This is a genomic window from Frigoribacterium sp. CFBP 13707, from assembly GCF_014842245.1.
GTDB lineage: Bacteria > Actinomycetota > Actinomycetes > Actinomycetales > Microbacteriaceae > Frigoribacterium > Frigoribacterium endophyticum.
Genome location: NZ_JACYVL010000002.1, coordinates 420,189 through 432,478 on the forward strand (window position 1 = coordinate 420,189; position 12,290 = coordinate 432,478).

General features: G+C 72.5%; 11 protein-coding genes and 1 other RNA gene. 8 read left to right on the forward strand and 4 right to left on the reverse strand.

Features of this window, described 5'->3' with window-relative positions; translation table 11 throughout:
* Window positions 1-28 precede the first annotated feature (28 nt).
* From IFT45_RS05675 to glgX, 3 genes are read right to left on the reverse strand one after another with little or no spacing between them, the layout of a single operon-like run.
* Window positions 29-352 carry a DUF1294 domain-containing protein gene (locus tag IFT45_RS05675; protein ID WP_371810885.1) on the reverse strand — a complete coding sequence of 108 codons (324 nt, stop codon included), beginning with the start codon at window positions 350-352 and terminating at the stop codon, window positions 29-31.
* A 2-nt stretch (window positions 353-354) separates the two neighbouring features.
* Window positions 355-858 (reverse strand): Cys-tRNA(Pro) deacylase, encoded by a 504-nt coding sequence (ybaK, locus tag IFT45_RS05680; protein ID WP_192127111.1) that lies wholly within the window; start codon window positions 856-858, stop codon window positions 355-357.
* Window positions 855-2,906 (reverse strand): glycogen debranching protein GlgX, encoded by a 2,052-nt coding sequence (gene glgX, locus IFT45_RS05685; protein ID WP_192127113.1) that lies wholly within the window; start codon window positions 2,904-2,906, stop codon window positions 855-857. Before glgX ends, ybaK begins: the two co-directional genes overlap by 4 nt.
* A 103-nt stretch (window positions 2,907-3,009) precedes the next feature.
* Between glgX and IFT45_RS05690 the strand changes: the two genes are divergently transcribed.
* The 8 genes from IFT45_RS05690 (at window position 3,010) to ssrA (ending at window position 10,213) form a co-directional block, all read left to right on the forward strand.
* Window positions 3,010-4,176, forward strand: coding sequence for a cysteine desulfurase family protein (locus tag IFT45_RS05690; RefSeq protein ID WP_192045504.1), 1,167 nt, complete (start codon window positions 3,010-3,012; stop codon window positions 4,174-4,176).
* Window positions 4,177-4,433: 257 nt separating this feature from the next.
* A complete protein-coding gene (locus IFT45_RS05695) occupies window positions 4,434-5,336 on the forward strand; it encodes a hypothetical protein (protein ID WP_192127115.1) in 903 nt (300 codons plus the stop codon).
* An 89-nt stretch (window positions 5,337-5,425) separates the two neighbouring features.
* Complete coding sequence (locus IFT45_RS05700) at window positions 5,426-6,034, forward strand: hypothetical protein (RefSeq protein WP_192127117.1); 609 nt, start codon at window positions 5,426-5,428, stop codon at window positions 6,032-6,034.
* A gap of 83 nt (window positions 6,035-6,117) precedes the next feature.
* A complete protein-coding gene (gene prfB / locus IFT45_RS05705; protein ID WP_056053657.1) occupies window positions 6,118-7,224 on the forward strand; it encodes a peptide chain release factor 2 in 1,107 nt (368 codons plus the stop codon).
* 258 nt (window positions 7,225-7,482) lie between these two features.
* Entirely contained in the window at window positions 7,483-8,226 is a 744-nt protein-coding gene (gene ftsE / locus IFT45_RS05710; RefSeq protein ID WP_056055785.1) for a cell division ATP-binding protein FtsE, read from the forward strand.
* On the forward strand, window positions 8,223-9,137 hold the full coding sequence (gene ftsX / locus IFT45_RS05715) for a permease-like cell division protein FtsX (protein WP_056053660.1): 915 nt from the start codon (window positions 8,223-8,225) through the stop codon (window positions 9,135-9,137). Before ftsE ends, ftsX begins: the two co-directional genes overlap by 4 nt.
* Before the next feature lie 125 nt (window positions 9,138-9,262).
* Complete coding sequence (gene smpB, locus IFT45_RS05720) at window positions 9,263-9,739, forward strand: SsrA-binding protein SmpB (protein WP_056053663.1); 477 nt, start codon at window positions 9,263-9,265, stop codon at window positions 9,737-9,739.
* Between the two features lie 96 nt (window positions 9,740-9,835).
* Window positions 9,836-10,213: a transfer-messenger RNA gene (gene ssrA / locus IFT45_RS05725) on the forward strand.
* A 371-nt stretch (window positions 10,214-10,584) separates the two neighbouring features.
* Here the strand turns inward: ssrA and IFT45_RS05730 are convergent.
* Window positions 10,585-12,102, reverse strand: a complete 1,518-nt coding sequence (locus IFT45_RS05730; protein ID WP_192127119.1) for an LPXTG cell wall anchor domain-containing protein — start codon at window positions 12,100-12,102, stop codon at window positions 10,585-10,587.
* Window positions 12,103-12,290 lie beyond the last annotated feature (188 nt).

Below are 12,290 nucleotides of genomic sequence, written 5' to 3' on the forward strand. Positions count from 1 at the left end.
CGTGCGGCGGGCTCGGCGTGCGGCGGCGTCAGCCGCCCGGTGTCAGCACCAGGGCGACGACGACGCCCACGACGGCCACGTTCAGCACGACGGTCAGCACGAACGAGCGGCGGAAGGACGCCTTGCGCGTCTTGTGCCGCAGCGTCCGCTGCGCGACGAGCGCCCCGGGCCAGCCGCCGACGAGGCCGAGGGCCAGCAACGTCCGCTCCGGCACCCGCCGGGTGCGTCGGCGGGCCGCCCGCTTGTCGAGCGCGTAGACGACGACGGTCACCGCGTTCAGCACGAGCAGCGCCGCTCCGAGGGCGAGCAGCGCGGCGGTGCCGAGCGACGCGTCGGCGAGCAGCGGGGCCACGCTCAGTCCCGCGCGACGGGCAGCAGCTGGGCGCCCGTGGCGCGCACGAGGTCGGCGGGGGCGATCTCGATGTCGAACCCGCGCCTCCCCCCGCTGACGAAGACGGTCTCGAAGGAGGCGGCGCTCGCGTCGACGACGGTCGCCAGCGCCGTGCGCTGGCCCACCGGGCTGATGCCGCCCACCACGTAGCCCGTGCGCCGCTCGGCGACGGCGGGGTCGGCGAGCGAGGCCTTCCGGGCGCCGACGGCGGCCGCGAGGGCCTTGAGGTCGAGGCGCCGGGAGACGGGCACGACGGCGACGACGAGGGTGCCCTGCGCGTCGGCGACGAGCGTCTTGAAGACGCGCTCCTCCGAGAGGCCGAGCTCGGCGGCGGCCTCCTCGCCGAAGTTCGTCGCCGTGTCATGGTGCTCGTAGGTGTGGGCCGTGAATGGCACTCCCGCGGCCAGGAGCGCGACGGTGGCGGGCGTGCCCGGCCCGCCCGCGCCTCCCGTGGCCTTCCTGGTCATGCGCCGGCCTCCGCCGTCGCGGGGCGGGCGCGGTAGATGATCACGGTCGGGCCGGAGACGAGAACCTCGTCGCCCGGCGCGACCGGGTGGAGGTCGGCGGAGTCGTCGCTCGTCCAGAGCGGGTCGTAGCCCTCGACGCCGTCGTGCCGGGCCACCGTCACCGCGGTGCTCGTCTCGGCGCCGTGCACGAGCACCAGCACCGCGTTCGGCGCCTCGTGCTCGGGCGTGGAGCGCGCGAAGTACTGCAGCGTGCGGACGTGCGGGTCGTTCCACTCGTCGGGGTGCATCTCGGCGCCCGAGGCCGAGAACCAGTCGATCTCGTTGGCGCTGAGGGTGCAGGCGCCCTCGAGGCCGAAGCGGGTCGGCCGGAGCGCCGGGTTCTCGGCACGGACGCGGGTCAGGGCCACCACGTCGTCGGTGATGCCCTGCTGCCAGGGCTGCGTCGCCCAGTCGACCCAGGTCAGCTCGCTGTCGGTGCAGTAGCCGTTGTTGTTGCCGCGCTGCGAGCGGCCGCGCTCGTCGCCGGCGGTGAGCATCGGCACGCCCGACGAGACGAAGAGGGTCGCGAGCAGGTTGCGCATCGAGCGGCGCCTCGCGTCGCTGATCCACGGGTTGTCGCTGTGGCCCTCGACGCCGTGGTTGAACGAGCGGTTGTCGTCGGTGCCGTCGCGGTTCTGCTCGCCGTTGCTGAGGTTGTGCTTGGCGTCGTACGAGACGAGGTCGAGCAGCGTGAAGCCGTCGTGCGCGGTGACGAAGTTGAGACCGGCCAGCGGGCCGCGGTCGTGCGCAAAGACGTTGCTCGACCCGCTCAATTTCGAGGCGAAGCTGCCGAGGCCGGTGGGAGGGGTGCCCTGGGCACGGGCGGCGGCGACGTCGGTCAGCCAGAAGTCGCGGGCGCGGTTGCGGAAGCGGTCGTTCCACTCGATCCAGCCCGCGGGGAAGGCGCCCGTCTGCCAGCCGCCGAGGCCGACGTCCCAGGGCTCGGCGACCATCTTGACGCCGGCGAGGGCCGGGTCGGTGACGATCTCGCGCAGCAGGGGGTGCTCGGGGTCGAAGGCGTGGTCGGCACCGCGCCCGAGGGTGGCGGCGAGGTCGAAGCGGAACCCGTCGATCTGCATCTCGGTGGCCCAGTAGCGCAGGCTGTCCATCACGAGCCGGTGGGCGGCGGGGTGGCTGGTGTCGAGCGAGTTGCCGCAGCCGGTCACGTCGACCGGGCGGCCCTCGGCGTCGTGCCGGTAGTACGCGGAGCCGTCGAGCCCGCGGAGGCTCGTGACCGGGCCGCCCTCCTCGCCCTCCTCGGCCGTGTGGTTGTAGACGACGTCGAGCCAGACCTCGATGCCCGCCTCGTGCAGCAGGCGGACCATGCCCTTGAACTCGCGGACCACGGCGGAGGCGCCCGCCAGCTGGGCGTCGCGGCTCGCGTACGCCGCGTGGGGCGCGAAGAACGAGAGCGTGTTGTAGCCCCAGTAGTTCTCGATGCCCTGCGCGACGAGGCGCTGCTCGTCGACGTGCTGGTGCACGGGCAGCAGCTGCACCGCGGTCACGCCGAGCTGCTTCAGGTGCGCGATCGTCGTGTCGGCCGCGAGGCCGGCGTAGGTGCCGCGCAGCTCGTCGGGCACGAAGGGGGCGAGCCGCGTGAGGCCCCGCACGTGCGCCTCGTAGACGACGACGCGGTCGAGCGGGGTGCGCGGCTTCTCGACGCCGCCCCAGTCGAACGACTCGTCGACGACGGTGGCCCGCCACTCGCCGCGGCCGGTGCGGCCGAGGCCGCGCGCCCACGGGTCGAGCAGGGGGAGCTCGGGGTCGAAGACGGCGCCGCCCCGGGTCTCGCCGTCGGCGCGGACCCAGTAGCGGCGGCCGGGGGTGAGGGCGTGGTCGGTGGCGCTCCAGACGTCGTGCTCGTCGCGGGTCATCGGCACGACGCGGTCGTGGGGCGCGTCGTCGACGACGAGCTCCAGTCGCGTCGCCGCGGCGGACCACACACGGAGGGTCGGGCCCTCGGGGCCCACGCGCACACCGAGGTCGGAGAGGGGATCGGCGTCAGGCACGGGACTTACAGTAGATCAGCGGCGGAGCGCCCCCCGAGAGGCGGGAGCGCCGACCCGGGCGTCGCCCGACCGGCCGTCGCACCGAGATCAGGAGGAGCCGGGCATGAGCGTCTACCTCGACCACGCCGCCACCACGCCCCTGCACCCGGCCGCGCTCGCGGCCTACACGGCGGCGCTCGGCACTGTCGGCAACCCGTCGTCCATCCACTCCGCCGGCCAGGGCGCGAAGCGGCTGCTCGAGGAGTCCCGCGAGCGCGTCGCGGCGACCCTGGGCTGCGACCCGATCGAGGTGGTCTTCACCTCCGGGGGCACCGAGTCCGTCAACCTCGGGGTGAAGGGCCTCTGGTGGGCGCGGCAGTCCGACCGGCCGCGCCCGCGACTCCTCGTGCCCGGCGGGGAGCACCACGCCACCGTCGACACCGTCGAGTGGCTCGAGCGCTACGAGGGCGCCGTCGTCACGACGATCCCGCTCGACGAGCTCGGCCGCGTGCGGCTCGACGCGCTCGCCGCGGCGCTCGACGAGCACGACGACGTCGCGCTCGTGACCCTGCTCTGGGCCAACAACGAGGTCGGCACGATGCAGCCGGTCGACGAGGTCGTCGCGCTCGCCGCGGCCCACGGCGTGCCGGTGCACTGCGACGCGGTGGCGGCCTACGGCCAGGTGCCGATCGACTTCCGGTCGACGGGGCTCGCCGCGCTGAGCGTCAGCGCCCACAAGATCGGCGGGCCGATCGGCATCGGTGCGCTCGTGCTGGCGCGCTCGGCGACCGTCGTGCCGCTCATCCACGGCGGGGGGCAGCAGCGCCAGGTGCGGTCGGGCACGCAGGACGCCCCGGCCGCCGCCGCGTTCGCCGTCGCGGCCGAGCAGCCGCACCAGCCGTACGAGCCCCTGCGCGACCGGCTCGTCGAGGGCGTGCGGCGCGCCGTGCCGGGCGCGGTGCTGCGGGGCGACCCGGTCGACCGGCTGCCCGGCAACGCGCACTTCACCTTCCCCGGGTGCGAGGGCGACTCGCTGCTCTTCCTGCTCGACGCGGCCGGGGTCGCGGTGTCGACCGGGTCGGCGTGCCAGGCGGGCATCCCGGAGCCGTCGCACGTGCTGCTCTCGATGGGGCTCACGGCCGAGGAGGCGCGGGGCGCGCTCCGCATGACCGTCGGGCACACGAGCACCGACGCCGACGTCGACGCGCTGCTCGCGGCGCTGCCGGAGGCCGTCGCCCGCGCGACCCGCGCCGGCTACGCCGACCGCGCCCCCGCCCTCGGCGCCCGCTAGCGCGACCTCACGCGTCCAGGTGACTCTTCCCGGGGCCTCGCGGGCGCCGAGGGCCCAGGAAGGGTCATCTCGCTGCACGGGGTGGATGTGAGGCATCCCCGGGTGACGTTTCTTGGGGGCTCGCGGAGCGCTCGGCCCCAGGACGAGTCACCTCGATGCACGAGCGTGATCCCTCCCCAGGGCCGAGGAGGCGCGGGTCGTCCCGACAGCGTCGGCTGCGGTCGGTGGGGCGGCCCACGGCCCGGCACGCTCCTGGCATGCGACCGCGCCCCCTGCCCTCCGAGCTGACGTCCCGCCCCTTCTCGGTGGCCGAGGCGCTCGAGGTCGGGCTGCCTTACGACAGGCTCCGCGCGGGCGACCTCCGAGCGCCGCACCGGGGAGCACGGTCGGCCCGGGAGGCGGTCGACCTGCGCGGCCGGTGCGAGGAGTTCGCCCCGCTCCTCCGTCGGCACGAGCACTTCGCCCACGTCACGGCGCTCGGCCTCTGGGGGCTCCCCCTGCCGAGGTGGCTCGAGGAGTCGCGACACCTGCACGTCTCCGACCCTGTCGCGCGGCAGCGGCGACGCCCGGGCGTGGTCGGGCACCGCTACTCGGCAGCGTCGTCGCACAGCCTGGAGGGCCTGCCCGTGACCGAGCCGCTCGAGGCCCTCGTCCAGGCGGCGGCGGACCTGCCCGTCGACACGCTCGTCGCCCTCGGCGACGCGCTGGTGGGCGGGTGGTCGCCGCACCCGCGGGCGCGGCTGCTGCCCGTCGCGGACCTGCAGGAGGCCGCGTCCCGAGCCCACGGCCGGCCCGGCACGCGGTCGCTCCGGCGCGCGGTCTCGGTCGTCCGGGCGGGAGTCGACTCTCCTCGAGAGACCGCGCTGCGACTCCTCGTGGTCCGGTCCGGGCTGCCCGAGCCGGAGGTCAACGTGCGGCGCTTCGCCGCCGACGGCTCGTACCTCGGCAAGCCGGACCTCAGCTGGGCCTCGCCGCGCGTGGCCCTGGAGTTCCAGGGCGACCACCACCGCGAGGACCGCGACACCTGGCGCTACGACCTCCGCCGCCGCGAGGGCTTCGAGGACGACGGCTGGCGGGTGGTGCTCGTCAGCGACGACGACCTGCACGGGGCGGAGGCCCGGGCGCTCGTCGCCCGCCTCGCTCGCCTGTTGAGGCGGTGACGGCCATCGAGGTGCCCCTTCCTGGGCCCGGCTCCGTGTCGAGGGCCCAGGAAGGGGCACCTCGACGGCTGACGGTCGACACTGGGGCCATGCAGATCTACTCGTCGTCGCCCGTGGTCCGTGCCCGGCAGGTGGCGGGCGACCTCGTCGCCGTGGGGCTCGTCGTCGTCTTCGTCGTGGTGGGCGTCGCCATCGCGCAGTTCATCGCCGGGTTCGCCGACCTCGGCCGCCAGCTCGAGGAGGCGGGGGCCGGCTTCCAGGGGGCGATGCAGGACGCCTCGCGCACCCTGGGCGACCTGCCGCTCGTCGGGGGCGCGGCCAGCGCGCCGTTCGACGGGGCGAGCGGGGCGGGCGGCTCCCTCGCCGACGCGGGCCGCCAGCAGCAGGACGGCGTGGCCCGCGCCTCCCTCGTGGCGGGCCTCGTCGTCGCGGGGGTGCCGAGCGTCGTCGTGCTCTGGGTGTGGCTGCGCGGGCGCGTCGGGTTCGTGCGCCGCGCCTCCTCGACCCGGTCGCTGCTCGCGACGCCCGGCGGCGAGGAGCTGCTCGCGCTGCGCGCCCTCACCGGCCGTGACGCCCGCGCGGCGCTCGCCGTGTCGACCGACCCGGTCGCCGACTGGCGCGCGGGGGAGCCCGCCGTGGTGCGGGCGCTCGCCGACGTCGCCCTGCGCGAGGCGGGCGTGGCCCGCGCCCGGCGCTGAGCCGTGGCCCGCGCCCGGCGCTGAAGTGTGGCCCGGCAGGCCCCGCACGCCCCTCGCACCCCGGGCCGGTAAGCTCGGGTACCATGATCGCACTGGACTTCTCTGAGCAGATTGCCGCCCTCCGGGCCACGTTCGAGGACATCCGTGCGGTGATCGGCCAGGACCGCCTCGTCGCCGAGATCGCCCAGCTCAGCGAGCAGGCCTCCGCCCCCGACCTGTGGGACGACACGGAGAACGCGCAGAAGGTCACCAGCGCCCTCAGCCACCGCCAGTCCGAGCTCGAGAAGCTCGAGACCACCGAGCAGCGGCTCGACGACCTCGAGGTGCTCGTCGAGATGGCCAACGACGGCGACGACCAGGAGAGCGCCGACGAGGCGCAGGTCGAGCTGAAGGCGCTCCAGAAGATGATGGACACCCTCGAGGTGCAGACCCTCCTCGACGGCGAGTACGACCCGCGCCCCGCCGTCATCACCATCCGGGCCGGCGCCGGCGGCGTCGACGCCGCCGACTTCGCCGAGATGCTGCTGCGCATGTACCTCCGCTACGCCGAGAAGCACGGCATGTCGGCCACCGTGATGGACACCAGCTACGCCGAGGAGGCGGGCATCAAGAGCGCGACCTTCGAGATCGACGCTCCCTACGCCTTCGGCACGCTCAGCGTCGAGGCCGGCACGCACCGCCTCGTGCGCATGAGCCCCTTCGGCGCCGCCGGCAAACGCCAGACGAGCTTCGCCGCCGTCGAGGTGATCCCGCTCATGGAAGAGACGGAGTCGATCGACATCCCCGAGAACGAGATCCGCGTCGACGTGTTCCGCTCGTCGGGCCCCGGCGGCCAGAGCGTCAACACGACCGACTCGGCCGTGCGCCTGACCCACATCCCCACCGGCACGGTCGTCTCGATGCAGAACGAGAAGAGCCAGATCCAGAACCGCGCCGCCGCCATGCGCGTGCTGCAGTCGCGCCTCCTCCTGCTCCAGAAGGAGGCGGAGAACGCGAAGAAGAAGGAGCTGGCGGGCACCATCACGGCCAGCTGGGGCGACCAGATCCGCAGCTACGTCCTCGCGCCGTACCAGATGGTGAAGGACCTGAGGAGCGAGCACGAGGTCAACAACCCGTCGAACGTCTTCGACGGCGACCTCGACGGCTTCATCTCGGCGGGCATCCGCTGGCGCAAGCGCGACGACAGCTGAGCCCGGACGACCGCTGAGCCGCGACGACAGCTGAGCGCCCGCGACCGCTGAGCGCCCGCGACCGCTGAGCGCCCGCGACCGCTGAGCGCCCGCGACAGCTGAGGCGGGCGGCGACGTCCGGGTCTGCGCGACAGGCGTCGCGCGGCCTGGCCGACCCGCGACTCCTGCCTGTCAGCGGATCCATAGCCGCCGCGGGCGGGGCGGCGCAGCGAGTCGCTGCCTGGATGGGCGCGGCCTCGGCTTAGGGTGATCCCCGTCATGATCCGATTCGATGAAGTCACCAAGGTCTATTCCGGCAACCCCCGGCCTGCGCTGAACTCGGTCACCCTCGAGATCCTCAAGGGCGAGTTCGTCTTCCTCGTCGGGGCGAGCGGCTCCGGCAAGTCCAGCTTCCTGCGCCTCGTGCTGAAGGAGGAGAAGCCGAGCACCGGCCAGATCCACGTCCTCGGCCAGAAGCTCAGCACGCTGTCGAGCCGCAAGGTGCCGTACTTCCGCCGCAACCTCGGCGTCGTCTTCCAGGACTTCCGCCTGCTGCCGCAGAAGAGCGTGTTCGACAACGTCGCGTTCAGCCTGCAGGTGATCGGCAAGAGCAAGGGCTTCATCCAGGAGGCGGTGCCCGACGTGCTCAAGATGGTGGGCCTCGTGGGCAAGCAGCAGCGCCTGCCGCACGAGCTCTCGGGCGGTGAGCAGCAGCGCGTCGCGATCGCGCGCGCCATCGTCAACAAGCCGTCGATCCTGCTGGCCGACGAGCCGACGGGAAACCTCGACCCCTCGACCAGCGCGGGCATCATGACCCTCCTCGAGCGCATCAACGCCGGCGGCACGACCGTGATCATGGCCACCCACGACGCCGGCATCGTCGACCAGATGCAGCGCCGCGTGATCGAGCTGTCGGGCGGCAACATCCTCCGCGACGAGCGCCAGGGCGGCTACCAGACCCAGGCGGTGCCCATCCAGGCGATCGGCGTCGAGGACTTGAGCACGAGGGGAGCGGACGCATGAGGCTCGGACTCGTCCTCAGCGAGGTCGGCAGCGGCCTGCGCCGCAACGCCTCGATGGTCATCTCGGTCGTGCTCGTCACGTTCATCTCGTTGACCTTCGTCGGCACCGCCGCCCTGCTGCAGCTGCAGATCAACCAGATGAAGGGGTACTGGTACGACAAGGCCCAGGTGGCCGTCTACCTCTGCACCGACACCGACACGACCGGCAACTGCACCGGCGCCAAGGCGACGCAGGACCAGATCGACGGCGTCGAGGCGCAGCTCTCGAGCGACGTGCTGGCGCCGTTCGTGGACCGCTCGTACTTCGAGACGCAGCAGGAGGCCTATGACCGCTTCACGACGCAGTTCGCCGACAGCCCGGCGACCGAGTTCGTGCAGCCGTCGTACCTCAACGAGACCTTCTGGGTGAACCTCAAGGACCCGACCCAGTCGGACGTCCTCACCGAGAGCCTGTCGAGCCTCGCCGGCGTGCAGAGCGTCGTCGACCAGCGCGGCTACCTCGACCCGATCTTCTCCGTGCTGAACGCCGCGAGCTACACCGCGATCGGCATCGCGGTGCTGATGCTGATCGCGGCCGTGCTGCTGATCGCCACGACGATCCGCCTCAGCGCGTTCAGCCGACGGCGAGAGCTCGGCATCATGCGGCTGGTGGGCGCGTCGAACCGGTTCATCCAGACGCCGTTCATCCTCGAGGGCGTGATCGCCGCCCTGCTCGGGTCGGTGCTCGCCGGCGGGGCCCTGATCGCGATCGTCAACTTCTTCGTCAAGGGCTACCTCGTCGAGAACTTCGCGTCGACGCCGTTCATCGGCCTGCAGGAGACGGCGATCGTCGTGCCGCTCGTGGTCGTGATCGGCATCCTGCTCGCGGCGCTGTCGGCCAACGTCGCCATCCGTCGGTACCTAAAGGTCTAGGGCGCGAGGGCCTGGGGGAGGCGCGGTGCCGGTCTGACCGGCACCGCGCCTCCTGCAGGTCTGAGCCTGTATGCTGACAGGCTGCCTGCACCAGGCAGCACCACCCATGACGACCAGGAGACAGCGTGGCGAAAGAGCGCGGTGAGAAGGTCGTGGCCACCAACCGCCGGGCGCGCCACGACTACACGATCGACGACACCTACGAGGCCGGCATCGTGCTGAGCGGCACCGAGGTCAAGTCGCTGCGGCAGGGGCGGGCGTCGCTCGTCGACGGCTACGCCTTCGTCGAGGGCGGGGAGGCCTGGCTCGACGCCGTGCACATCCCCGAGTACACCGAGGGCACGTGGAACAACCACGCGCCGCGGCGCAAGCGCAAGCTGCTGCTGCACAAGCAGCAGATCGTCAAGATCGGGCAGAAGACGAAGGAGGGCGGGTTCACCGTCATCCCGCTCAAGATCTACTTCAGCGACGGCCGGGCGAAGGTCGAGATCGCGGTCGCCAAGGGCAAGCGCGAGTACGACAAGCGGCAGACCCTGCGCGAGCGCACGGCGACCCGCGAGGCGGAGTCGGCGATGTCGGCCCGCAAGCACCTCGGCGAGTAGCCGAACGGGCCCCCAGGGCCTACACTGGAAGGCCGCGCGGGAACGCGCGGAACGGTTCTCCCGACAACAGCACAGAGTGTGACAACGGCCCCTCACGGGGATGATCGGTTTCGACATCGCCTGTGTGCGAACGAGAAGCGGGCCGAGGATCCAGGGTTATCTCGTAAACGATCTCTGGAAAACAATAAGTGCCAATAACAAGCGCACTGACTTCGCTCTCGCTGCGTAAGCAGTAGAGCCACATGAAGTCCGTCAGTCTGGTGACCGCCTTCTAACCAGTCCCTGACGTCATCTAGAGGGCTCGCTGCGTGACTACGCCTGGGGGTCACGCGGGACTTGCACTCGGGCTGGGCCCGTCGACCTAGAAGCCAGTAGCAAAGGTCGGGGCCGAGCAGAACGTCTCATCTGGCTACGCCCGTAGAATGCGTGCAATCTCAGCGATGGACGGGGGTTCAATTCCCCCCATCTCCACCACCGGCCGCTGTCACACTCCGTGCTCGTCCCGCCCCGTGCCTCGGCACCGGCGGGCGGGTGGCCCCCCGAAGCCCCCTCGACCTCTCCGGTCGAGGGGGCTTCGTCGTGCGAGCAGCTGCGGCCCGTCGGTGCTGGCGCACCACGTCCTCGCCCGCGCACCACGCCGCGGCGTGGTTCCGGTGCGACGACGTGGTGCGTCGTTGAGGGCCGCGGTGCCAGGGGGAGTCGCGGGCGGGGCTTGGTGCCGACCCGCGCCTCCCCGGGGGCTGGGGCGGCACGCCGAAGCCCCCTCCGCTGCTGGGGCGGCACGCCGAAGCCCCCTCCGCTGCTGGGGCGGAGGGGGCTCGGGTGCTGCGGTGTGGCGGGTGCTGCTAGTCCTGCTGCGCGTCGACAGTGCTCAGCTGAGCACGGCGACGACGGGCCGCGAGGACGAGGCCGGCTCCGGCCAGCGTGAGGGCGGCGCCGAGGCCGATCACGAGGTTGGAGTCGTCAGAACCGGTGAACGCCAGGCTGCCGGCGGCACGCACGGGCGTGGCCGAGGTGCCGGCGGGGACGATCGGCGTGGCGGCGGCGACGCGGAACTCGACGACGTTGGAGGGCTCGGAGATCAGCGGGAAGCCGTCGGCGTCGAGGGTGGGCTCGCCGTTCGCGTCAGCGAAGAACGAGATGGCGACGACGGAGTACTCGCCCGGCTTGACCATGCGGACGGTCGAGCTCCAGGTGCCGTCGGCGGCCACGACGATGACCGAGTCGGTGATGGCGTCCTCGAGGGGGCCGGACGACGCCGGCGCCTCGTCGGTCGGGTACAGCAGGAAGGCGATGTTGGCGCCGGGGGTGCCGGTGCCGCTGATCGTGACGTCCTGGCCGACGACGACCTGGGCGGGGACGGGCGAGGTGATGACGGGCGCCGCGGGGGCGACGGCGTCGGGGGTCACCGCGGCGGCCGGCAGGTTGAAGCTGCGCGTGACGGTGTTGTCGAAGCCGCTGGCGCCGACGAAGCCGCCGACCGTCACGGTCTGGGCGACGGGGGCGGTCTCGGAGTAGGTGACCCGGATGGAGTAGGTCGAGCCGTTGCCGAGGTTCTGGCGGCCGAGCTCACCGGCGGGGCCGGTCACGACGACGGTGGAGCCGACGGGGGCGGTGCCGCTGAAGGTGACGAGGCGGCTATCGGTGGTGGAGCCGGCGACGGGGCTGTCGAGCGTGACGGTCTTGGCCGGAGCGGCGACGGCGGGCAGCACGATGTCGCGCGTGACCGGGTCGATGCCGCTGCCGCCGAGGAGGCCGTTGACGGAGAGCGTCTGGTTGATCGCGTCGGCGTCGGTGAAGACGACGGGGATCGAGTACGCGCCCGAGGCGTCGAGGTTCTGGCGACCGAGCTCACGGTCGGCACCGCGGACGATGACGATCGAGTTCGGGGTCGCGGTGCCCGTGACGGTGAAGCTGCGGCTCGCGACGGGGCCCGCGGCGGGGCTGTCGATGGTGATGAACTTCACCGGAGCAGCGGCGGGGAGGGTGAAGTCGACGCGCTTGGGGTCGCTGAACCCGCTGCCGCCGTAGATGCCGGTGACGTAGATGCTCTGCGCGACGGGAGCGTCGACCGCGTACGTCAGCGTGGTGCTGAAGGTGGTCGCGTTGCCCGTGTTGATGCGGGTCTCGCGGGTGCCGCTGGCGTCGACGCCCTTGTAGATGTCGACGATGGCGCCGGCGAGGACGGTGCCCGACACGGTGACCGTGCGCGAGTCGACCGTCGAGCCCGCGGTCGGCGAGGTCACGACAAGGTTGGCCGGCGCAGCCTGTGCGGCGGTGGAGGTGAGCAGTGCCCCGCTGAGGGCGAGCGTCAGCGCGGCCGGTACGGCGAGCGCGCGGCGCCAGGAGAAGACGTTCTTCACGTGGTGTTGGTGCTTTCTGATCGGTGTTCGAGCTTCATCGCTCGTCGCCCTGGCCCAGCACCCGGATGACTTGCACAGGGGCAGTCGGTGATCGCCCCTCTCGGGACGCTATGCGACAGCTGTGCCCTTGCCTAGGAGCTGTGCGCTTCCTGGCCAGGTGATCCTGCGGAGGCGGCGGTCACCCTCCG

Bases quoted from the DNA above. Each gene is read 5' to 3' on its own strand.
- ybaK (WP_192127111.1), bottom strand. From the start codon at position 858: ATGACCAGGAAGGCCACGGGAGGCGCGGGCGGGCCGGGCACGCCCGCC.
- IFT45_RS05690 (WP_192045504.1), top strand. From the start codon at position 3,010: ATGAGCGTCTACCTCGACCACGCCGCCACCACGCCCCTGCACCCGGCC.
- IFT45_RS05695 (WP_192127115.1), top strand. From the start codon at position 4,434: ATGCGACCGCGCCCCCTGCCCTCCGAGCTGACGTCCCGCCCCTTCTCG.
- IFT45_RS05700 (WP_192127117.1), top strand. From the start codon at position 5,426: ATGCAGATCTACTCGTCGTCGCCCGTGGTCCGTGCCCGGCAGGTGGCG.
- prfB (WP_056053657.1), top strand. From the start codon at position 6,118: ATGATCGCACTGGACTTCTCTGAGCAGATTGCCGCCCTCCGGGCCACG.
- ftsE (WP_056055785.1), top strand. From the start codon at position 7,483: ATGATCCGATTCGATGAAGTCACCAAGGTCTATTCCGGCAACCCCCGG.
- ftsX (WP_056053660.1), top strand. From the start codon at position 8,223: ATGAGGCTCGGACTCGTCCTCAGCGAGGTCGGCAGCGGCCTGCGCCGC.